The sequence below is a fragment of the Stappia stellulata DSM 5886 genome (assembly GCF_000423705.1).
GTDB lineage: Bacteria > Pseudomonadota > Alphaproteobacteria > Rhizobiales > Stappiaceae > Stappia > Stappia stellulata.
Genome location: NZ_KE384082.1, coordinates 464,042 through 485,546, shown reverse-complemented (window position 1 = coordinate 485,546; position 21,505 = coordinate 464,042). Strand labels below are relative to the sequence as shown.

Below are 21,505 nucleotides of genomic sequence, written 5' to 3'. Positions count from 1 at the left end.
TTAAAGCGCGCGCCCGCCGTGCATCCATGGGCCCATCATGCCGAGGCCCCCGAAGACCCCGGCAAAGAGGCTCATGATCACGCCGAGGATGAGGGACACCACGATCGCGGCAGGAATGGCGGCCAGCGAGACCTTGATGATGATCATCATCAGGCGGACAAACGGGATGTCGATGTCGGTGATGGTCACGGTTTGTTTTTCGCTCATGGTGGGTTCCCGATCTTTCTTGAAATTGCAAGGCAATCAACGCCGCCGATGATGCTCCGAAGGCGCGCGGCAGACAACAGCGAGGCTTGAAGATGGCAGACAACAGTGTATCGGACGAACTTCTTGCGGCGATCCGCACGATTCCCGACTATCCCAAGGAAGGGATCATATTCCGCGATATCACGACGCTGCTCGGCAATGCGCGTGCCTTCCGCCGCGCGGTCGATGCGCTTGTGCAGCCCTGGGCCGGATCGAAGGTCGATCAGGTCGCGGGCATCGAGGCGCGCGGCTTTATCCTGGGCGGCGCGGTGGCGCACCAGCTGTCGGCCGGCTTCGTCCCGATCCGCAAGAAGGGCAAGCTGCCCTACGAGACGGTGCGCATCGCCTATTCGCTGGAATACGGCCTCGACGAGATGGAAATGCACAAGGACGCCATCAAGCCCGGCGAAAAGGTCATTCTCGTTGACGACCTGATCGCGACCGGCGGAACGGCGGAAGCCGCCACGCGTCTGCTGCAGCAGATCGGCGCGGAGGTGATTGCGGCCTGTTTCATCGTCGACCTGCCCGATCTTGGCGGACGGGCGAAGATCGAGGCGCTCGGCGTGCCTGTGCGCACGCTCGTGGCGTTTCCCGGGCATTGACGGAGACGCCCGACAGCGCTTCGGCGGGACCGGGTGCGGGCGGCGTCTTCGACGCGGCCTTTCTCGCCCGCTTCGAGGACCTGCTGGCGTGGCGTCGGGACGTGCGGCGGTTTCGCACCGATCCGCTTCCAGACGACATGCTCCAGCGGCTTCTCAAAGCCGCGCATATGGCGCCCTCGGTCGGAAACAGTCAGCCGTGGCGCTTCGTGACGGTCGATGAGGCCGCGCGCCGCGAGGCGGTACGAGCGAGCTTTCGCCGTGCGAATCGGGAGGCGCTTGCTTCTTATTCGGGCGAAACGGCCAGCCTTTACGCGACGCTCAAGCTCGAGGGGCTCTCGCGTGCCCCTGTGCAACTGGCGGTCTTCTGTGACGGGGAGACCGGGCAGGGGGCCGGACTTGGACGGCGGACCATGCCGGAGATGCTGGCCTATTCCTGCGTTTGCGCGGTCAACACGCTGTGGCTTGCCGCGCGCGCGCAGGGCGTGGGGCTTGGCTGGGTGTCGATCCTGGAGCCGGAAACCGTTGCCGACGCGCTCGACGTGCCGGCTTCATGGCGCTTGATTGCCTATCTGTGTATGGGCTATCCGGCAGAAGAGCATCTTGATCCCGAGCTTGAACGGGCCGGCTGGCAGGCCGGTACCGGCCTCGACGCGCGATGGGTGCGCAGATGAATGCGCGTTTGCCGTCTGTGTAGACGGAGACACGCCGAAACCGACAGGGGAAACGAAATGGCGGTGAGCATCCGAGCCACCACGGAAGACGATCGCCCGGCGGTCGTCGACCTGCTGACACGTCGCTGGACCAGCCCTGAAATCCTGATCGAGGGCGAGATGATCGACGGATCGCGCCTGCCGGGGTTTCTTGCGGAGGACGACGGCGAGGTTGCCGGGCTTGTCACGCTGATCAAGCGCGACGCCGAGTGGGAAATCCTGACGCTCGATTCGCTGAGTCGCTGGAGCGGCGTCGGCACGTTGCTGCTCAACTCGGTGGTGGGATCTGCAGTCGAGAGCGGTATCCGCCGTTTGCTGGTGCGGACCTCCAACGACAATCTCGATGCATTCCGGTTTTATCAGCGCCGCGGCTTCCGGCTGGAAAAGGTCGTGCCCGGCGCGATCGACGAGGAGCGCAAGCTCAAGCCGGAAATCCCGCTGTCGGGCGAATATGGCATCCCGATCCACGACGAGGTCGTATTCGCACGCGCGATTTGACGGCGCGGGTGGCTCAGCCGCCCGCCGCGTCCGGCCTCCGGGCCACCAGCACCTTGCCGGCGAAGGCGAACACCGTCACGCCGTCCTGGTTGATGCCTTCGTTTTCGTGGGTGGCAAGACCCCAGGCCGGACGGGTCCTGAGCGGGGTCTTGTCGACGAGGCGCGAGGTGTAGCGGATCGTGTCGCCGGCAAAGACCGGACGGATCCATTTCAGGTTGGAAAACCCGGGCGAGGGGCCGAAGCGCGGCGGCTCGCCCGTTCGTTCGGTTTCGGCCTGCACGCTGGCAACCAGCAACTTCATCCAGACCGACGCGGTATGCCAGCCGGAGGCGCACAGCGCGCCGAAGTGGGTGGCGCGCGCCGCGGCGTCGGACAGGTGGAACGGCTGCGGGTCGAAGGCGGCGGCGAAGCGCGTGATGTTTTCCTCGGTGAATGTGTAGGTGCCCAGATCGCGGAACTCGCCGATCTTCAGGTCCTCGAACCAGGTCATTGCGCGACCTCCCGGCGTTCGAACATGATCACGCTCTTCTCGCTCATCACGGGTGCATCTTCCTGGTTCTTCAGCGTGAAGACGAATTGCACGAGGCCGAGGCCGGGGCGGGACTGCAGGGCGCGAGCCGAGACGACCTCCGCCGTCGCCGTCAATGTGTCCCCCGGATGGACGGGCCGCATCCAGCGAAGATCCTCGACGCCGGGCGAGCCCTTGCAGGACGAGGCGAGAAGGAGATTGTCGCATAGAAGCCGCATCAGCATCGACGCGGTATGCCAGCCGGAAGCGGCCAGGCCGCCGAGCAGCGAGGCCTTGCCGGCTTCCTCGTCGAGGTGAAACGGCTGAGGGTCGAACTCGGCGGCGAAGGCGACGATCTCGTCGCGGCTGACGGTCTTCGATCCGAGCGACAGTGTCTCACCCGGATGGAAGTCCTCGAAATAGCGGAACTCACTCATGACGCAGGACTATACGCAGCCCCGTCATCGTGTCGAGCGGATCCGGCACGGTCAGTCGAAATAGATTTCGTTGAGGTCGGGACAGATGTTGCCCGCCGCACGGATGCCGATGGAAATCGGCTTGTCGAGCCGTTCCGGTTCCCTGCGCCAGCGCGGCGCCGGCAGGAAGCGGGCGGTGACGGCCGCGACAAAAGCCAGGGAATGCAGGCGCATGGGCTGTCCCCCAAGGGCGAAACGCGAGCCGGAACGGCCGGTTTTCGCCTTCAGGCGGCCCTTGCGACACGTCAGAAGCGCACGATCGGTCCTTGCGCCGGGGGCAGGCGGAAACCGGGCAAAACAATTGTTCCGCCCGGTCCCCTTTGTCTCTTTGTATTGCGTGCTGCGGTCAGGTCAGTCCCGGCCGTTCGCCGTCATGAATTCGAACGGTTTGGCGGCCTCGAAATGCTCCGCGGTATTGCCGGAGTAATAGTGACCGCCGGCGATCGGCAGTTTCTTCGGTTCGGCACCTTCCGAGAAGTCCATGTCGGCGAATTCGACCCAGAACGTGTTCGGCGTCGTGGCGCTGTCGAAGAAGTAGACCAGATTGGTCTGGTCGGCCGCGGTGCGCCACAGGGTCGAGGCGATGTTCGGCTCGCCGGGGGAAGAGATGCCGAGCGGCACGCTCACGCCGCGCATGATGGAAAGCGACTGGGCGACGGCCTGGTTTGCATAGGTCTTGCCCGGCACTGCGTCGATGAAGCTCTTGTCGATTTTCTTGGTGGCCGAATCCAGCAGGAAGGAGGCCCGCACGAAGCGGTCGGCGGCGCTGATGGTGCCCGGCAGGAAGGCGTTGCCGCCGACCTTGTCCCAATAGGTGGTGAGCGCCAGCTGCTGGTCGTACACCGGCGAATTGGTCATCACCTTGTAGTCCTTGCTGTGATGGACGACGAGCTCACCCTTCACATACTCGAAGATCGCGCTGTCGCCGCTGGGGTCGGAAATCGACAGATGCAGCGTCGCGGCCGAGCCGTTGGGCAGTTTCGGCGCGACGATCTGGAAGTTGGCCGCCTTCAGGCCCTCGACGGTTTCCGCAACGGTCGCGAAATTGTCGAGCACATATTGCGCCCACATGCCGATCACCAGCGGCGTGCGGCCGGTGTCGTTGCCGTAGTCGGATTCGGCGAGATAGAGCATGTTCGCGACAAGCCCCTTCTCGTTCATCCCGTCCGCGCTTGCGGTGTTGTAGCCCGACGCGATGACGCTGCCGTATTTGGCTGACCATTCCGGCGAACCGGGGCCGGCGTTGCCGGAGCGCTTCATGCCGCGCGGGAAGACCCAGAGATCGGTCTGCATGTCCTCCATCCAGTCCATGTTGCGGCCGGTGATCACCGTGTTGTCGTCGCCGACATAGACGGTGCGCGTGCAGGCGAGCGCGGCCTGCGGCAGGACACTGACGCTGAACATCAGGGCGGCGGCGAGAGCGGGAAGGATTTTGGATTTGGACATTCGAACGGATCCTAACGTGCATTATCGAGTGAAAAGACAATGCACTCAGCTTAAGTTCCGAGCCTTTAACAATCAGAAAAAAATCAATGGAAATAAAGCCTTAAACAATGACTTGGGGAACGCCTCCGCCATCTGCGGGCAAGGTTCCGCGACTGCAAACAGTTCGGCCGGCGGGGGTGCCGCCGGCCGGGATGCGCATGCCAATACGATCGGACCGGTGGTCCTCAGGTGTTGAACTTGAAGAGCAGGACGTCGCCGTCCTTCACCACATACTCCTTGCCCTCGTCGCGCGCCTTGCCGGCTTCCTTGGCGCCGCTTTCGCCGCCGAGCGCGACATAGTCGTCGAAGGCAATCGTCTGCGCGCGGATGAAGCCGCGTTCGAAGTCGGTGTGGATCACGCCCGCCGCCTGGGGCGCCTTGGTGCCCTTTTGAATGGTCCAGGCGCGGGTTTCCTTGGGACCGGCGGTGAAATAGGTGATCAGCTCGAGCAGGTCGTAGCCGGCGCGGATCAGGCGGTCGAGACCGGGCTCGGTCAACCCCATGGTTTCCAGGTAGTCGGCCTGCTCGCTGTCGTCGAGCTGGGCGATCTCCGACTCGATGGCGGCCGAGATCACGACGCAGGCCGCCCCTTCCGCTTCCGCCATTTCCCGGACGCGGTCCGACTGGGAATTGCCGGTGCCGGCGGAGCCTTCCTCGACGTTGCAGACATAGAGGATCGGCTTCGTGGACAGCAGGTTCAGCCCGTCGAGGATCTTCTTTTCCTCCGGCGTGGAGACGTCGAGAAGCCGGGCCGGCTTGCCTTCCTGCAGCAGTGCCAGCGCGCCTTCCATGATCGGGATCACCGCCTTGGCCTCCTTGTCGCCGCCGGTCGCCTTCTTCTTCAGCGGCGCAAGGCGGCGTTCCAGGCTCTCCAGGTCGGAGACCATCAGCTCCGTCTCGACGGTCTGGGCGTCGGCGATCGGGTCGATGCGGCCGTCGACATGGGTGATGTCGTCGTCCTCGAAGCAACGCAGCACATGCGCGATGGCGTCGACCTCGCGGATATTGGCGAGGAACTGGTTGCCGAGGCCCTCGCCCTTGGAGGCACCGCGCACAAGGCCGGCGATGTCGACGAAGGTCAGCCGGGTCGGCAGGATGTTTGCCGACTTGGCGATCTTGGCGATCTCGTCGAGACGCGGGTCCGGGACGGCGACTTCACCCGTGTTGGGTTCGATCGTGCAAAACGGATAATTCGCCGCCTGCGCCGCCGCCGTCTTGGTCAAGGCATTGAACAGCGTGGACTTGCCCACATTGGGGAGGCCGACGATGCCGCACTGAAAACCCATTTCAATCTAGTCCTTCTTGCCGAACATGCGGGCAAGCCCTTCCGCCAGGGCGCCGCGCGGGGGTGTGTCCTTGCGCGCCGGGGCCGCTTTCCAGCGGCCTTGCGCGTCGGGGCGCGGCGCAACGGGCGTGCGCGGTGTCTTCGGTTCGCTTCGTGTCGCTTTCGAAGCCGGCAGGGCCCGGTGAATGCGGTTGCAGAATTCCGAGGTGCGCTCGCCGAGGAGAAGCGCCGCCTCGCGGCCGGTTTCCTCCAGCAGCGGGTCGAGCCAGTCGCGGTCGGCCTTGGAGAAGTCGCCGAGCACATGCGCGGTCACGCGGTCCTTGTGACCGGGATGGCCGATGCCCATGCGCACCCGGAGATAGTCCTTGCCCAGATGCGCGTCGATGGAGCGGATGCCGTTGTGGCCGCCGCTGCCGCCGCCGGTTTTCACCCGCACCTTGCCCGGCGCCAGATCGAGTTCGTCGTAAAGGACGACGACATCGGCCGGGGAAAGCTTGAAGAAGCGCACGGCCTCGCCGACGGCGCGGCCCGACTCGTTCATGAAGGTCTGCGGTTTCATGAGGAGGACCTTCTCCCCGTCCAGCGTGCCCTCGGCGACATCCGCCTTGAACCGCGCTCGCCAGGGGGCGAAGGACGAATGATGGCCGTGGATCGCGTCCACGGCCATGAAACCGATGTTGTGCCGGTTGCGGGCGTATTTGGCGCCGGGGTTGCCGAGGCCGACGATGAGCCGCATGGGTTCTCTCCGTCATCCGCCGCGTGACGGTCCGGCCCCGCGAGAGGGCGGACCGCCAGGCCGGTATCAGTCTTCCGAAGCCTCGGCCTCGGTGTCGGCTTCTGCTTCTTCCTCGTCGGAAGACGAGCCGCCGCCCGGTGCCGCGATCGTGGCGATGGTGAAATCGCGGTCGGTGATCGTCGGGATGCAGCCGGCCGGAACGTCGACCGCCGAAATGTGGATCGAGTCGCCGACATTTGCCGTTGCGAGGTCGATCGTCAGCGCGTCGGGGATGGAATCCGCGGGAACGGTCATCTCGACGGTGTGACGCACCACGTTCAGCATGCCGCCCGCCTTGATGCCGGGGCAGATCTCTTCGTTGATGAAGTGGACCGGAATGTCGACGGTCAGTTCCGAACCCTTCGCGACGCGCAGGAAGTCGACGTGAATGAGGTCGTCGCGCACCGGGTCGAGCTGGTAGTCCTTGGCGATGACGCGATGCGTCTTGCCGTCCACCTCGATGGTGCCGAGATTGGTCATGAACCCGCCGCGGTGAAGCGCGATGGTGGATTCCTTCATCGGGATCGCGATGGGAAGCGCGGGTTTCTTGTCGCCGTAGATCACGGCGGGGACGAGGCCCTGACGACGGAGTGCGCGAGCGGCCCCCTTGCCGACCCGGTCCCTCGTCGAAGCCTGCAGCACATAGCCTTCAGCCATGGCAGTTCTCCTTGAGTTGTGTTGAAAACGAACGGTCAACCGCCTGCCGGTGTCGGATAGGACGCGTGGCGGTCGGTTTCGGTCCGAATGCGCCGCCTCCAGGGGTGCAGGTGCGCGCCGGTGCTATAGCCGAAGTCCCGCAAAAGGGCAAGCGGCGCGGGCTCGCGCGAGGGGGCCGGGCTGCAGCGGCCGGCGTTTGGTCTGCCTGTGCAATCATTGCGAGCTTTGAAACATGAAAGCGACTTATGGGAGTGCAACTTGAAAGGATGATATTTAAATATTTGCAACCAATAAATGCATTCCCAAGACAGGATAATTGAATAGATCTGATTAAATTATACTACATCCACTTCCCGTTAACCGGCGTTCGTCATGGTTACTACGTAAGTTTGGGTGAGGAAACCAGGCCTTTGAAGGGAAAATGGATGAAAAACTACGTCCTTACGTCCGCTGTTGCGCTTCTGATGATGACCGGTCTTGCCAATGCCAATCAGTTCGAAGCCGAACTCAGCACGCTCGCCAAGGGGCAGATCGCGGAAATCGCGATTGCACCCGAAGTCGTCAGCGCCGTGAAGGCGCAGAACGAAACCACCGCCGGATATGACCAGGCCAAGATCGATGAGCTCGACAAGACATGGCGCGCTCAGGCGGATGCGGCCGACCAGCCGATGATCGATGCCGCGCTGGACAGCGAGGTTTCCGGCTACCTGATGGATGTGCAGGACGGCAGCGACGGCCTGTTCACCGAGATTTTCGTGATGGACGCCAAGGGGCTGAACGTCGGCCAGAGCGATGTGACCTCCGACTACTGGCAGGGCGACGAGGCCAAATGGCAGCAGACCTATTCGGTCGGCGCCGATGCGGTGCACATCAGCGAGCTTGAGGAAGACGAGTCGACCCAGACCGTGCAGAGCCAGGTCAGCGTCCCGGTTGTCGATCCCGATACCGGGGATGTGATCGGTGCCGTCACCTTCGGGGTGAACGTCGACAAGCTCTGAGTCCTTGAGCGCGCGGGGCGGCGCACCGCCCCGCCGTTTGCCTCGTTCCTCGGGAGATTGTGCCTTGAAAATATCCGTGAAGCTGCCGGCCATTATCGTCGGTCTGTCTCTGATGTGTTCCGCAGGGGTGGGGATCGCCAGCTACGTGACCGGGGCCTCTGCCGTTCAATCGCTTTCCGAGGAACGCCTCACGGCGCTTGCCGAGAACCGCAAGGGCGCGCTCGAGGATTATCTCAACGGGCTTCAGGCCGGGCTTGTGTCCTTCGCCGACAGCAAGACGGTGCTCGGTGCCCTGGCCGGCTTCTCGGCCGGCTGGAGCAAATCGGGCGATGCACCGGCGCAGACGCTGATCAAGGGTTATATCACCGACAATCCGAACGAGGCCGACAAGCGCGAGGAACTCGACCGCGCCGGGCGCAAGCCCTACGACCGCGAACACCGCAAGGTCCATCCGATCATGCGCCGGCATGTCGCGGACAACGGTCTCGGCGACTTCATGCTGGTCGACCCGCAAGGCAACGTGATCTATTCGGTCAAGAAGCGCGGCGATTTCGCGGCCAATCTTCGCGATCCCGCCTGGCGCGAAACGACGCTGGCCCGGGTGTTCGAGGCGGCCATGGCCGGCGAGGAGGGCACGGCCCATCTTGCGGACCTGAGCGCCTATGCGCCGAAGGGCGGGCTGCCTGCCGGTCATATCGCGTCGCCGGTCACGCTTGGCAGCAAGACGCTCGGCGTCGTCGTCTACGAAATGCCGACGGCGGGGATCGGGTCGGTGCTGGCCAATTACGCCGGGCTTGGCGACACCGGCGACATCGCCCTGGTGAACGCGGCGGGCCTGTTGCAAAATGACAGCGCGCGCACGCCCGACGCGAACGAATTGCTGTCCGCGGACCTCGACCGGCCCGAGGTGCGCCAGGCAATGGGCGCCGACGCGCGCTATGTCACGATGTCGGATTTCAAGGGCAAGGAGGTGGAAGCCGCGATTGTGCCGCTGACCTTCCTTGGCAAATCCTATGCGCTGGTCGTCAGCCAGACGGTTGACGAGCTGTTCGCACCGCTTGTGTCGTTGCGCAACTGGATCCTCACGATCACGCTTGTCGCGGTCGGCATCGCGCTGGCGGTCGGCATTCTCTTCTCGCGGGTTCTGACCGGGCGGATCAGCCGCCTGTCGGGTGCGATGGAAGTGCTGGCCGGCGGCAAAACGGACCTGGACTTGCCGCAGGACACGGCATCGGACGAGATCGATGCCATGACCCGCTCCGTTGTCGTGTTTCGCGACAATGCCATCGAGCGCCTGACCCTTGCACAAGAGCAGGAAGCAGGCCGTCGCGAGACGGAAGAGCGTGCCACACGCGTGTCGGGACTGATCGAGGGATTCCGCGGCGAGGTCGGCGAGATGCTCGATGCCGTAACCGCCAATGCCGGGCAGATGCAGGGCACGGCGCGGGCTCTGAGCGCGGTGGCCGAACAGGCGTCGGGCGGTGCCAGCACGGCCGTGGCCGCGGCCGAGCAGACGTCCGGCAATGTGCAGACCGTCGCCTCGGCGGCGGAGGAACTGTCCGCGTCGATCCAGGAGATCGGCCGGCAGGTGTCCAACGCCACGGAAATTGTCGGCGGGGCAGTGACCAGCGCGGAATCGACCAACGCCAGGATTGGCGGACTGGCCGAGGCGGCGCAGCGCATCGGTGACGTGGTGAAGCTGATCACCGACATTGCCGAACAGACCAACCTGCTTGCGCTCAATGCCACCATCGAGGCAGCGCGCGCGGGCGATGCCGGAAAGGGCTTTGCAGTCGTCGCCGCGGAGGTGAAGGAACTCGCCACCCAGACCTCCAAGGCGACCGAGGAGATCAGCGCGCAGATTTCGGCGATCCAGGGCGCGACCCAGGACGCCGTCGGTGCGATCGGAGAGATCAGCACGACGATGGGCAGCGTCAGCGAATACACCAATTCGATTGCCGCCGCCGTCGAGCAGCAGGGTTCGGCCACGGGGGAAATCTCCGGCAGCGTCCAGGAGGCCGCGCGCGGCACGCGCGAGGTGACCGAGACGATGGCGAACATCACCGCGCAGGTGCAGGAGACCAGTCAATCCGCCACGGAGGTGCTGACTGCCTCCGGCGACGTCAGCGAACGCGCGGTGGAGCTGCGCCAAAGGGTCGACCGCTTCCTGAACGAGGTGTCGGCAGCCTGATCGACTGCCCCCGCCGCAGGCGCACACATGGCCGGCCTCGCGCCGGCCGTGTCTTTTTCGGGAGCATGCGCGGAACTGTGGGCAGACGGGCTTGCGGATTGACAATTCCGGTCCGCTGGGATCACCTGCCGACCCGCTGAAAATGCCATTGTTCGGCCAATCTCGAATAACATTCGGACGCCGGGGCATCGGCCCCTGCCTCAACCGCGCTCCGGGAGGACACCATGACGAAGCTCTCCAAACGTTCGATGCTGAAGACGCTGGCCGCGACCGCGCTTGCCACCGCCTGTGCGCTTGCGCCCGTCGTGCCCGCCGCCGCCGCCGACAAGGTGACTGTCGGTGCGTTGCGCTTCACCTCGCATGCGGCAAGCTTCGTCGCCTTCGAGCGCGGCTATTTCGCGGACGAGGGTCTGGAGGTCGAGTTCAAGTTCTTTCAGGCCGCACAGCCGATGGCCGTCGCGATTGCCTCCGGCGACGTCGACTTCGGCGTCACCGCCATCTCCGGCGGCTTGATCAATCTGGCGCAGAAGGGTGCGATCAAGGTGGTCGGCGGGGCCTTGCAGGAGGAGCCCGGCGTCGACGGCCAGATGATCCTGGCGTCCAGGGCCGCTTTTGACGCTGGCCTGACCAGCCCGGCCACGCTTGCCGGCAAGAGCTTCGGCATTACCCAGACGGGCTCGTCCTTCCACTACATGATCCACAAGATCGCCGACAAGGAAGGCATCCCCCGTTCCGAGATCACCTTGCGCCCGCTGCAAAAGGTCGGTGCGGTGATCGGCGCGCTGAAGACGGGCCAGATTGATGCCTGGACCATCGTCCCCCATATCGCCAAGGCGATCGCCGCGGGTCCCGAGATCGAGCCGATCGGCATGATCGCCGACTATATTCCCGACTATCAGGTCACCACCGTCTTCACCTCCACCGCGAACGCTTCCGACAAGCCGGATCTCGTCAAGCGCTTCCTGACCGCCTTTGCCAAGGGCGCTGCGGACTTCAACGCGGCGCTTGTCGACAAGACGGCGAGCGCGCAGGAAGCCGAGGACATGGTTCGCCTGATCCACAAGTATGTCTACGCCGACCGCCCGTTCGAGAAGGCCGCGCCCTCCATCCGCAATGGCGCGATGCGCATCAACGAAGGGGCACGGCTGAACCTCACCTCGGTCACCGACCAGCTTGAGTGGTTCCAGTCGGAAAACCTGGTGCCGGCCTCGGTGACCATCGACATGCTGGTGGATGCGAGCTTCGTCGAAACCGACTGACGACACGCCGGAAAAGGCCTTACGACCCATGGACCTCCTGCTGCGCGGGGTGTCGCACCGATATGGCGACACCCAAGTCCTTGCCGATATCGATCTTGCCGTCGGCGAGGGCGAGATCGTGTGCATCATCGGCCCGTCCGGCTGCGGCAAGTCGACGCTTTTGCGCTTCATCGGCGGGCTGGAACGTCCCGACGCCGGCGAGGTGCTTCTGGCCGGTGAACCGCCGGCGGGGTCGCTCAATCCGCTCACCTATGTCTTCCAGGACTTCGCCTTGCTGCCCTGGCGCACGGTCGAGGGCAACGTCTCGCTGGTGCTGGAGGACCACGGGCTGTCGGCGGCCAGGCGGCGGGAGATCATCCAGGACGTGCTGGAGCGCACGGGGCTCAGCGATTTCAAAGGCGCGCTGCCGCGCCAGCTCTCGGGCGGCATGAAGCAGCGCGTGGCGATTGCCCGTGCGCTCAGCGTGCGCCCGGCGGTGATGCTGATGGACGAACCGTTGTCGGCGCTCGACAGCCAGACGCGGGAACTCTTGATGGACGATCTGGTCGGGCTTTGGCAGCGCGAGCGGTTCACCGCCTGTTACGTGACCCATAATCTGGCGGAGGCCGTGCGCCTCGGCCACAAGATCGTCGTGCTGTCGCGTCGTCCGGGCAAGATCCGCGAGATCGTCGAGATCGATCGCGATCTCGCCGACCGGCAGCAGGCGGATGCGAAGCTTGAAGCGGTGCAGCGCGACCTTTGGCATTTGCTGCGCGACGAGGCGCGGGCCGCCGACCGGGAGCTTGCCGATGACACTGTCTGATACCCCCGACCGGGCATCCGCGCGCGCGGGTGCGCCGCCGCAGGCCGAAAGCCGGCTTCAGCCCGTGCCGTTTCGCGGCGGCGGGTTCCGCCCCGTGCGGATGCGGTTCGTCGGACCGCTGGTGTTCGCGGCGATCCTGCTTCTGTGGGAAGCGGGGTCGCGCAGCGGCGTGATTTCCAATCTTGTCCTGCCCGCCCCGAGCGAGGCCTTCGAGGCCTTTCGCCAACTGGTGGAGACGGGTCAGCTCTGGCGTCACCTTGGCGCCTCGTTGCAGCGTCTCGTCATCGGCTGGACGCTCGGCATGTCGCTGGGCGTTGCGGCCGGGCTTATGATCGGCCTGTTCTCGCTGGCCCGGGCCGGGTTGATGCCGCTCGTCTCCGCTCTGTTTCCGATCCCCAAGATCGCGCTCTTGCCGCTTTTCGTGATCTGGTTCGGGATCGGGGAAGGGTCGAAGGTTGCGACGATCCTGTTCGGCTCGTTCTTTCCCACGGTGATCGCCACCTCCGCCGGCGTCGACAATGTCGACCGCTCGCTGGTGCGCATGGGGCAATCCTTCGGACTGTCCTGGTGGTCTATCGTGCGCAAGATCATCCTGCCCGGCGCCATGCCGGCGATCCTGTCGGGCGCGCGGATCTCCGCCTCCATCGCCATCATCCTGCTGGTGGCGGCCGAGATGATCGGCGCCGAATACGGCGTCGGTGCCTACATCCTGATGGCCGGCAGCCTGTTCGCGACGGACCAGTTGCTGGCCGGCGTCGCGATCCTTTCCGTCATGGGGCTGCTGGTCGGGTGGTTGATCGGCCGCGCCGAACGGTGGCTCCTGCGCTGGCGCAGCTGATGTACGGACCCGAGACGCCCGAACGGCCGATGCGGATCGGCGCGCATCTGCAGTTTTGGAGTGAGACTTGAATGTCACGGAATAACGAGCGCCGGAAACGCATCCTCGTAACCGGGGGCGCCGGTTTCATCGGCTCGCATTTGAGCGACCGGTTGCTCGCCGAGGGCCACGAGGTGATTTGCGTGGACAACCTGATGACCGGGTGCCGGCGCAACATCGAGCATCTGCGCGACAATCCAGGGTTCTCGTTCCGCTTGCACGACGTGACCGTGCCGCTGGATATCGAGGTCGACGAGATCTACAACCTCGCCTGTCCCGCCTCGCCGGTCCACTATCAGCGCGACCCGGTGCAGACGGTGAAGACCTCGGTTCTCGGTGCGATCAACATGCTCGATCTGGCAAGGCGTCTCGACGTGCCGATCCTTCAGGCCTCGACCAGCGAGGTCTATGGCGATCCGCTGGTGCATCCGCAGCCGGAGAGCTACTGGGGCAATGTCAATCCGGCCGGTCCGCGCGCGTGTTACGACGAGGGCAAGCGTTGCGCCGAAACCCTTTTCCTCGACTATCATCGACAGCATGGGGTCGACATCCGGATCGCCCGCATCTTCAACACCTACGGCCCGCGGCTGCGGCGCGCGGACGGTCGCGTCATCTCGAACTTCATCGTCCAGGCCTTGCGTGGCGAACCCGTGACGATCTACGGAGACGGCGGCCAGACGCGGTCATTCTGCTTCGTCTCGGACATGGTCGACGGCCTTGTCCGGCTGATGTCGGCGGGCGAGGCGCGCATGGGACCGGTCAACCTGGGAAATCCGCGGGAATGCACCATGAAGGATCTTGCCGGGCGCATCCTGCAGGAGACGGCATCGCGGTCGCCGCTCGTGTATCTGCCGCTTCCCGAAGACGATCCGAGGCAGCGTCAGCCGGATATCGGGCTTGCGCGTACAGCGCTCGGCTGGGCGCCGCGCGTCGCACTTGAGGCGGGGATCCGCGAGACGGTCGGCCATTTCCGGCGCCTTGAGGCTCCCGGCGGCGACCGGACCGGCCCGGCAACGGCAGGCGACGGACTACAGAACACACAAGGCGGCTCGCGGACGTGCTTTCCACTTTGATCGGTTCGCTCGACCGTGCCCTGTCGCTCGATGCAAGGGAGAGACCCGGTTTCAGCCCGGCTCCCGCCCCGCTTCAGAACACCATGCCGATGCCGGAGACCCGGGAGGAGGCGCAGCTCGACGTTCCGCCGCTTGTGTGGCGTCGCGAGGACATCTCGGGCGCGCGCCTCACACCGGCCGGGGTTCTTGTCGAGCCGGGCCTGCGCGTTTCTTCGCTGCCCTATGTCAGCGCGAACGGAGACGCCCACGCCCGGACGCGGCGGCTTTCCAGCGCGCGTCTGCGAACGCTGCACGAAACCCATCGGGAGCGGGGTCTGCCAGCGGCCTTGCGCCGGGGGTTCGACGCCCGCATGCGCGTTACCCGTCTCGAGGGCGACACCGTCCTCCTCGGCGCCCATTACACGGACTGCGAGAACTACTTTCACTTCTGGACCGACGCCATGTGCGACCTCTGGTTCCTGAAGCAATGCGGTCTCGACTGGTCGTCGGTCCGCCATGTCCTGATGCCCTGGAGCGGTGTTGGCTGGCAGAGGGAGATCGCCGCGCTTTGCGGTATCGCGCCAGAGCGGATCGTCGCGCTGTCGTCGGCCGACGGTTTCGTTCTGGAAAGGGGCCATGTCCCGCTGCGGATCAAGGGCGGTACCCGCAATCACAATTGGATCGTCCAGGCGATGCGGGAGATCGGCGGATGGCGTCCGCCGGAAACGGCCCCCCCCGGGCGCAGGATCTATGTGACCCGGCGCGGCGCGGTGCGGCGCCCCTTCGCCAACGAGGAAGAGGTTCTCAAGGTCCTCGCGCCCTTCGGCTTCGAGGTGGTCGATTGCGCCGGCCTGTCTGTGGCCGGCCAGCGCCAGTTGTTCGCAACCGCGGAGATCGTCGTCGCGCCGCATGGCGCCGGCCTCACAAATATCGCCTGGGCCCGGGCGGGAGCGAAGCTGATCGAGTTCATGCCGCGCGCCCACGCCAATCCCTGCTTCCTGGATCTCGCGTCACAGGCCGGGGTCGCTTATGGCGTTGTTCCCTCCACGGTCGAGAAGGAGGGTGTGGATCCGATCCATGCCGGGTTTGCCGTCGATCCCGCTCATGTCGCCGTTCTTGTGCGGGACATGCTTGAGCGGTGAAGCCGTCCGCGGCGCTGTCGCCTTGCGGACGGCCTGTGCTTTAACGAACGCCTGCTTGATAAAACACCGCGTTCGTGCCGTCGCGCCCGACCGTTAGCACGTCGTAGCGCGCGTTCGGGTCGTCGCCCATGCCCATGGAACCGGCCGGCATGCCCGGCACGGCGATGCCGGCGATGTCGGGTCGCTCGCTCATCAGCTTGGCGATGGCCTCGACCGGAACATGCCCCTCGACAAAGTAACCGTCGATCACGGCGGTGTGGCAGGCTTCCATCGCGCCTGGAACGCCGACCTGCTTCTTGACCGGGGACATGTCCTCGCGGTTCTCGACGGTCAGGCGATAGCCGGCCTGGCGCATGCCGTTCGCCCAGGCGTCGCAGCATCCGCACCAGGGAGATTTCCACATGGTCATTTCCTGGGCGGCAATGGCCATCCCGGGCGTCGAGAGCACGCCGAGCGTTGCCAGGATTGCGAGAATGCGTCGCGTCATGCGGGGGATCCTTCTTGGGTTGATCGTGAAGGCGACGCTAGCCGTTCCAGCAACAGGAAGGTCAAGCGGGCGCGACACGGACTTGTCCTTTCGCTTGGCGGGATTACCTATTCTCAAGCACCTGCGACACGCAGGTGCACGAAAAACGGGAGGGTCTCATGCACATCTCGACACGGCTAATCCTTGCATCGACACTGCTGCTGGCGCCGCTCGCGGCCCGGGCCGACGATCACCGCACGTCCGCGCCGGATGGCGCCGCCGTCTATTTCATCACGCCGAGCGACGGGGCGACGGTCGAGAGTCCGGTGCGTGTGCGCTTCGGGCTGAGTGGAATGGGGGTGGCTCCGGCTGGAACGGAAAAGGAGATGACCGGACACCATCACCATCACGGTGGAATAGGGGCGCGCACGCAAAAACGGCGGGCCTTGGCCCGCCGTGTCGTAACCGATCCGCGTGGTCCGGCCTCAGTTGAAGAGGCTGGAGACCGACTGTTCCAGCGCGGTGCGCGAAACCGCCTCGCCGATCAGCGGCGCGATCGAGATCGTGCGGATATTCGGCGCGGCCAGAACGGCTGCGGTCGGCTCGATGGAATTGGTGATCACCAGTTCCTTGAGCTTGGAGGACGTCACGCGCGCAACCGCCCCGCCCGACAGGACGCCGTGGGTGATATAGGCGGTGACCGACTTGGCGCCTTTTTCCAGGAGCGCCTCGGCGGCATTGCACAGCGTGCCGCCGGAATCGACGATGTCGTCGACCAGGATGCAATCGCGCCCGGTCGGCTCGCCGATGATGTTCATGACTTCCGATTCGCCGGGCTTGTCGCGGCGCTTGTCGACGATGGCCAACGGCGCATCGATGCGCTTTGCAAGCGCGCGGGCGCGCACCACACCGCCGACGTCCGGCGAGACCACCATGACGTTGCCGCTGGGGTAGCGCTCCTTGATGTCGCGGGTCATCACCGGCGCGGCAAAGAGGTTGTCGGTGGGAATGTCGAAGAAGCCCTGGATCTGTCCGGCATGAAGATCGAGGGTGAGAACGCGATGAGCGCCGGCATGGGTCACGAGATTGGCGACCAGCTTGGCGGAGATCGGCGTGCGCCCGGAGGCGCGACGGTCCTGACGGGCGTACCCGAAATAGGGCATCACGGCCGTGATGCGCTTTGCGGAGGACCGGCGCAGGGCGTCGATGATGATCAGGAGTTCCATCAGGTGGTCGTTTGCCGGAAAACTTGTCGACTGAAGGATGAAAACATCCTCGCCGCGCACGTTTTCCTGGAGTTCGACGAAGATTTCCTGATCGGCAAAGCGGCGGACCTGGCATTTCGCCAAGGGTGCGTCGAGATAATTTGAGACTTCCTCGGCAAGCGCGCGATTTGAGTTGCCCGCGACGATCTTCATGGCCCGCAAGTCCTTGTTGTTGGCTCCGTTGCCGCCTCGGCGCAGCTTCGGCACGACAGGGTCACACGTGGTGTGTCTGAACTTTGTTGTTGGCCCTTGGCAGGTGCGGCCGACCGTACCCACAGCTGGGGACAGGGCCGGAGATCCTCCAGCAGGCGGCGGCGTTGTAGCAATCGCTCCGGCGTTTAACAACCGGCCTTGGGGTCCTTGGTCAAGGTTTTTTGAAATTGCCGGTCAGACGGCATCCGTTGAGCCGGTGCCCGCTCCGCGATGGGCGCCGCGCGGAGGCGGCCGGCGGGCCCGGTCGCATGCCAGTCGTCAGCGCCGCAGCCACGCCGAAAGCTCGGTCACGGAGCGGCGCGCGGCGCGGTCGAGGGCCTCGCTGTCAATACCGGCCCAGGGGTCACCGGCCGAGCTGCCGGCCGATTCCTGACCGATGATGCGGTGGACGCGCGCGCCATTCTTGTCGACGACGTCGAAGACATAGAACAGCGTGGTCGACGACTGGTCGCCGGAGGCGGACAGATAGCCGTTGATGCGGTAGGTGGCCGGCGCGCCGACGCGGCGCACGAGGTTGAGATTCTGCGCAAGCGCCTCGTTGCCGATGCGTCTCGACAGCGCGTCCGAAATGTTGCCGGGCGCGCCCGTGAAAGGTTCGAAGGCGATGGTGACCTGCTGCGGATCGACCGGCGGTGCGGCGCGCGCCGCCGGAGCCGCGTTCTCCGACACGAGGCCGGGGGGAACCGGATCTCCGGCGCAGGCGGACAGGATGAGTGCCGCCAGGAGGACGGCGGCGCGCATTACGGTCGCACGGTTGGATCTGGTCACGCTCATGGGGCCTTGCCGGTCTGCCTTGCTTGTCGTCGCTTGCGAAACTGCCTTGCGCATGCCGGGCGGAAACGCCAAGCATGCCCCCTTCGTTTAGCCCGCCTTGACCGGCAGGTCGAGAGGCAGCTTCGACAGGCTCTCCGGTGCGCCGTCCCTCGTCAGATAGGTCTGCCCCAGGCTCATCGCCGTGCCGGTATCGGAATCCATCAGGATCATGTGCATGAAGATCACCATGTCGGGCACGATTTCGGCCGGGTTGTCGCGATAGGCCATCGGCCAGTCCATCCAGCTCGGCGAGAAGCGCGTGCCCAGCGAATAGCCGCAAGCGTTGAGGCGATGCGCACCGTCGCCGCGCGCATCCACCGCCTGTGCATGCGCGGCGAAGAGATCGCCGAAGCTGCGCCCCGGGACCATGGCGTCTTCCACCGCCGCAAGCGCTGCGCGGGCGGTTTCATGCAGTTCCAGGTGGCGGCGCGTCGGTTCGCCGATCACCGCGGTGCGCATCGCCGCGACGTGGTAGCGGCGATAGGCGCCGGCCCATTCCAGGGTGAGCTGGTCCTGCGGATCGAGTGTGCGCCGGCCGCTCTGGTAGCGGCACAGCAGGGCCTCGCGGCCCGAGCCGATGACGAACTCGTTGCCGGGATAGTCGCCGTCGCCGGCAAAGACGGCGCCCTGCATCGCGGCGAGGATCTCGCCCTCGCGCGCGCCGGGGCCGATCAGCGGCCAGGCCGCCTCCCAGGCGGCGTCGGTAAGGTGGGCCGCCTTGCGCACCATCTCGATCTCGGCCGGGCTCTTGACCGCGCGCAATACGGGCACGAGCCGCGATGCATCGCCGAGCAGGGCGAAATCGGTCAGATGGGCGGCGATCTCCATGGCAATGCGACCGGTCATGCCATGGGTGTCGTATTCCACGCCCAGCCGGCAGCCGTCGAGATCGAGATCGAACAGCAGGTCGCGCAGTTGCAGGACGGGCGAGGCGTCGTCGCGGTCTTCCCAGATGCGAATGTCCGAGACGGTCGAGGTTATTTCGGCCTGTCGCTTGTCGGCCGAGCGGGTCAGGAGCACCACCCGACCGTCGCGGGTCACCACCATCGACTGGAAGTGGCAAAAGCCGAAAGTGTCGTAGCCGCTAAGCCAGAACATGCTTTCCTGGGCGAACAGCAGCACCGCGTCGTAGCCGGCGTCGGCCATGCGGGCGCGCAGGGAACCGAGCCGCGCGAGATATTCGGCGCGGGAAAAGGCAAGCGACATGTCTCAGGCTCCGGAAAGGGCGATGGCGCTCATCAGGCGGCCATAGTCGCCTTCGCCGCGATGGGTCGCGCGCCGGTAGGAAAAGAAGGCGGTCTCGTCGGCATAGGTGCAGCGTGCGAGATCGGTCACCGTTCCGACGCCCGCGGCCGTGAGACGGGCGACAATATAGGCGGGAAGGTCGAAACGGGCGTGTCCCGCCCGGTCGGAGGCGACGAAGAAGCGGGCATTTGTGCCGTCGGCTGCGGTGAACCGGTCGACGAACTCCTGACCGACCTCGTAATTGGCCCGGGAGATCGTCGGGCCGAGCACGGCGGTGATGTCGCTGCGCCTGGCGCCGAGCGTTTCCATCTGCACCAGGGTCGCATCGAGGACGCCGGTGAGCGCGCCGCGCCAGCCGGCATGGGCGGCGCCGATCACGCGGGCCTTTTCATCCGCAAACAGCACGGGCCCGCAGTCGGCGGTGGAGATGCCGAGCGCGATGCCGGGGCGGTTGGTCACCAGCGCGTCGCCGCGCGGCTGGTCGGCAATGTCCCAGGGCGTCTCCACGGCAATGGCATGGGCGGAATGGTGCTGGTGCGGCGAGACCAGTGCGCCCGGCGCGACCTTTAGAAGGGCTGCGACCCGCGCCCGGTTTTCCAGAACGGCGGTGCGGTCGTCTTTCGAGCCGAGCCCGACATTCAGCGACGCGTAAATGCCGCGCGAGACGCCGCCGGAACGGGTGAAGAAGCCGTGGACGATGCCGTCCGTTCGGCCAAGGTCGGGAGAGGTCAGCATGGGGTGCGATTTGCCTCGGTGGACGGAACCCTGTGGATTTTCGCGATGGTGGTCGCTGCCGGAAGGCATGTCAATCGGCGTCCGGCAGCATCCGGCAGCGTCCGGCGGCATCATGCGGCGTCGAAGGGCGTGAGCCGGATATCGCCCGGCGCGAGCGCCATCGCCTTGAACAGGTTGCCCATCTGTTCGGGGCCGGCGAGACGTTCCACATCGTTGCGGATGCCGTCCTGGATGCGCGCGGACCGGCCGGCGCCGAGCTGGCCCGCGCGCTCCAGAAGCCCCAGCTTGAGGAGGAAATCGCCCTGCGTCATCACTGGCCGCGCGACAACGGGAGGGGCCGTCGCCGCGCGGGCGAGAGCCTCGAAATTGACATGCGCGGTGAGATCGGCGTCGCCCGGCGTTTCCAGGACGGAGACGGGCGTGTGCCGGCGCACCGCCTGAAGCGTCTCGCCGACGGCGCTTTTTCCATAGCCGTAGTCGACGACGAGCGCCGCGCCGCCTTGCCCGGCGATCCGTTCGGCGAGGTCCTGCATGACCGCATTCGCCACCGGTTGGGTTTCCAGCACGGCGCCCTCGGGTGCAGCGTTCAATTGCGGGGCGAGATCCGTGTCGTCGAGGGCCGCCACGCCGGCCTGGAACCTGAGGGCTCCGCTGTCGTCGAGTCCGATGCAGCGTTCCAGCCACGCCCCGTCGTGTCGCACGAATTGGCGGATCGGGAGGGCGTCGAAGAACTCGTTGGCGACGACGAGCAGGGGCACGTCGCGCGGCAGGGTCGCGGTGCTGTCGTGCCAGTCGACGGCGGCGCCGCTGTCTTGAAGGGTCTTTTTCTGCGCGCTGCGCAGGCGCGGGCTGGTTTCCACAAGATGGAGCGTCAGCGCGCCCAGGAACGCCGGGCGCAGTCTGGCGACACGCAGCATGTCCGCGCTGAGGGTTCCCCGTCCGGGCCCCAGTTCCACCAGCGCGACACGTTCCGGCGCGCCGATGGCTTCGAAGGCGTGCACGATCCAGGCGCCGAGGATTTCGCCGAACAGCTGGCTGACCTCCGGCGCGGTGATAAAGTCGCCGGACCGGCCGAAGGGGTCGGCCTGCATGTAGTAGCCGTGCTCCGGATCGCCGAGGCAGCGGGCCATGTAGTCGCTGACCGGCATGGGGCCGTCCGTCTCGATCAACCGGACAAGGCTGGCACGAAGGGAGGAGGTGCGCAT

24 protein-coding genes are annotated in these 21,505 nt (G+C 65.6%); 10 read left to right on the top strand and 14 right to left on the bottom strand.

Features of this window, described 5'->3' with window-relative positions:
- Window positions 1–207: a hypothetical protein gene (locus G572_RS24050; RefSeq protein WP_037546912.1), complete on the bottom strand. Its 207-nt coding sequence runs from the start codon at window positions 205–207 to the stop codon at window positions 1–3.
- A 92-nt stretch (window positions 208–299) separates the two neighbouring features.
- On the opposite strand from G572_RS24050, the gene G572_RS0114595 reads away from it, so the two are divergent.
- From G572_RS0114595 to G572_RS0114585, 3 genes are read left to right on the top strand one after another with little or no spacing between them, the layout of a single operon-like run.
- A complete protein-coding gene (locus tag G572_RS0114595; protein WP_029059106.1) occupies window positions 300–848 on the top strand; it encodes an adenine phosphoribosyltransferase in 549 nt (182 codons plus the stop codon).
- A complete protein-coding gene (gene bluB / locus G572_RS24045) occupies window positions 845–1,519 on the top strand; it encodes a 5,6-dimethylbenzimidazole synthase (RefSeq protein WP_051242422.1) in 675 nt (224 codons plus the stop codon). The genes G572_RS0114595 and bluB overlap by 4 nt, the downstream gene beginning before the upstream one ends.
- Window positions 1,520–1,576: 57 nt before the next feature.
- A complete protein-coding gene (locus G572_RS0114585) occupies window positions 1,577–2,056 on the top strand; it encodes a GNAT family N-acetyltransferase (RefSeq protein ID WP_029059105.1) in 480 nt (159 codons plus the stop codon).
- 13 nt (window positions 2,057–2,069) lie between these two features.
- On the opposite strand, the gene G572_RS26795 is transcribed toward G572_RS0114585, so the two are convergent.
- The 7 genes from G572_RS26795 to G572_RS0114550 form a co-directional block, all read right to left on the bottom strand.
- A complete protein-coding gene (locus tag G572_RS26795) occupies window positions 2,070–2,546 on the bottom strand; it encodes a MaoC/PaaZ C-terminal domain-containing protein (RefSeq protein ID WP_029059104.1) in 477 nt (158 codons plus the stop codon).
- The gene (locus G572_RS26790) at window positions 2,543–3,001 is read right to left on the bottom strand and encodes a MaoC/PaaZ C-terminal domain-containing protein (protein ID WP_037546910.1); all 459 of its coding nucleotides are present in this window, start codon (window positions 2,999–3,001) and stop codon (window positions 2,543–2,545) included. Before G572_RS26790 ends, G572_RS26795 begins: the two co-directional genes overlap by 4 nt.
- Before the next feature lie 51 nt (window positions 3,002–3,052).
- The gene (locus G572_RS26290) at window positions 3,053–3,214 is read right to left on the bottom strand and encodes a hypothetical protein (RefSeq protein ID WP_156884626.1); all 162 of its coding nucleotides are present in this window, start codon (window positions 3,212–3,214) and stop codon (window positions 3,053–3,055) included.
- 177 nt (window positions 3,215–3,391) lie between these two features.
- Window positions 3,392–4,486: a linear amide C-N hydrolase gene (locus tag G572_RS0114565; protein WP_029059103.1), complete on the bottom strand. Its 1,095-nt coding sequence runs from the start codon at window positions 4,484–4,486 to the stop codon at window positions 3,392–3,394.
- Window positions 4,487–4,710: 224 nt separating this feature from the next.
- Complete coding sequence (ychF, locus tag G572_RS0114560; protein WP_029059102.1) at window positions 4,711–5,811, bottom strand: redox-regulated ATPase YchF; 1,101 nt, start codon at window positions 5,809–5,811, stop codon at window positions 4,711–4,713.
- 6 nt (window positions 5,812–5,817) lie between these two features.
- The gene (gene pth / locus G572_RS0114555) at window positions 5,818–6,546 is read right to left on the bottom strand and encodes an aminoacyl-tRNA hydrolase (RefSeq protein WP_029059101.1); all 729 of its coding nucleotides are present in this window, start codon (window positions 6,544–6,546) and stop codon (window positions 5,818–5,820) included.
- Window positions 6,547–6,612: 66 nt separating this feature from the next.
- Complete coding sequence (locus G572_RS0114550) at window positions 6,613–7,242, bottom strand: 50S ribosomal protein L25/general stress protein Ctc (protein WP_029059100.1); 630 nt, start codon at window positions 7,240–7,242, stop codon at window positions 6,613–6,615.
- A 425-nt stretch (window positions 7,243–7,667) separates the two neighbouring features.
- Between G572_RS0114550 and G572_RS0114545 the strand changes: the two genes are divergently transcribed.
- The 7 genes from G572_RS0114545 (at window position 7,668) to G572_RS0114515 (ending at window position 15,563) form a co-directional block, all read left to right on the top strand.
- Entirely contained in the window at window positions 7,668–8,240 is a 573-nt protein-coding gene (locus G572_RS0114545; protein WP_029059099.1) for a hypothetical protein, read from the top strand.
- Between the two features lie 64 nt (window positions 8,241–8,304).
- Window positions 8,305–10,431 (top strand): methyl-accepting chemotaxis protein, encoded by a 2,127-nt coding sequence (locus tag G572_RS0114540; protein ID WP_029059098.1) that lies wholly within the window; start codon window positions 8,305–8,307, stop codon window positions 10,429–10,431.
- Window positions 10,432–10,655: 224 nt separating this feature from the next.
- The gene (locus G572_RS0114535; protein ID WP_029059097.1) at window positions 10,656–11,690 is read left to right on the top strand and encodes an ABC transporter substrate-binding protein; all 1,035 of its coding nucleotides are present in this window, start codon (window positions 10,656–10,658) and stop codon (window positions 11,688–11,690) included.
- Window positions 11,691–11,718: 28 nt separating this feature from the next.
- Entirely contained in the window at window positions 11,719–12,492 is a 774-nt protein-coding gene (locus G572_RS0114530) for an ABC transporter ATP-binding protein (RefSeq protein ID WP_029059096.1), read from the top strand.
- Window positions 12,479–13,330 (top strand): ABC transporter permease, encoded by an 852-nt coding sequence (locus tag G572_RS0114525; RefSeq protein WP_084650158.1) that lies wholly within the window; start codon window positions 12,479–12,481, stop codon window positions 13,328–13,330. The genes G572_RS0114530 and G572_RS0114525 overlap by 14 nt, the downstream gene beginning before the upstream one ends.
- 71 nt (window positions 13,331–13,401) lie before the next feature.
- Complete coding sequence (locus G572_RS24035) at window positions 13,402–14,442, top strand: UDP-glucuronic acid decarboxylase family protein (protein ID WP_084650157.1); 1,041 nt, start codon at window positions 13,402–13,404, stop codon at window positions 14,440–14,442.
- Window positions 14,427–15,563, top strand: coding sequence for a glycosyltransferase family 61 protein (locus G572_RS0114515; protein ID WP_156884624.1), 1,137 nt, complete (start codon window positions 14,427–14,429; stop codon window positions 15,561–15,563). The genes G572_RS24035 and G572_RS0114515 overlap by 16 nt, the downstream gene beginning before the upstream one ends.
- Window positions 15,564–15,603: 40 nt before the next feature.
- Here the strand turns inward: G572_RS0114515 and G572_RS0114510 are convergent, their stop codons facing one another.
- From G572_RS0114510 to G572_RS0114485, 6 genes are all read right to left on the bottom strand, one after another.
- The gene (locus G572_RS0114510; RefSeq protein WP_051242420.1) at window positions 15,604–16,050 is read right to left on the bottom strand and encodes a DUF411 domain-containing protein; all 447 of its coding nucleotides are present in this window, start codon (window positions 16,048–16,050) and stop codon (window positions 15,604–15,606) included.
- Between the two features lie 464 nt (window positions 16,051–16,514).
- On the bottom strand, window positions 16,515–17,447 hold the full coding sequence (locus tag G572_RS0114505) for a ribose-phosphate pyrophosphokinase (RefSeq protein WP_029059092.1): 933 nt from the start codon (window positions 17,445–17,447) through the stop codon (window positions 16,515–16,517).
- Window positions 17,448–17,765: 318 nt separating this feature from the next.
- Window positions 17,766–18,281, bottom strand: coding sequence for a hypothetical protein (locus G572_RS0114500; RefSeq protein ID WP_029059091.1), 516 nt, complete (start codon window positions 18,279–18,281; stop codon window positions 17,766–17,768).
- Between the two features lie 87 nt (window positions 18,282–18,368).
- On the bottom strand, window positions 18,369–19,526 hold the full coding sequence (locus G572_RS0114495) for a M24 family metallopeptidase (protein WP_029059090.1): 1,158 nt from the start codon (window positions 19,524–19,526) through the stop codon (window positions 18,369–18,371).
- Between the two features lie 3 nt (window positions 19,527–19,529).
- Window positions 19,530–20,300: a peptidoglycan editing factor PgeF gene (pgeF, locus tag G572_RS0114490; RefSeq protein WP_029059089.1), complete on the bottom strand. Its 771-nt coding sequence runs from the start codon at window positions 20,298–20,300 to the stop codon at window positions 19,530–19,532.
- A gap of 110 nt (window positions 20,301–20,410) precedes the next feature.
- Window positions 20,411–21,505 carry a class I SAM-dependent methyltransferase gene (locus G572_RS0114485; RefSeq protein ID WP_029059088.1) on the bottom strand — a complete coding sequence of 365 codons (1,095 nt, stop codon included), beginning with the start codon at window positions 21,503–21,505 and terminating at the stop codon, window positions 20,411–20,413.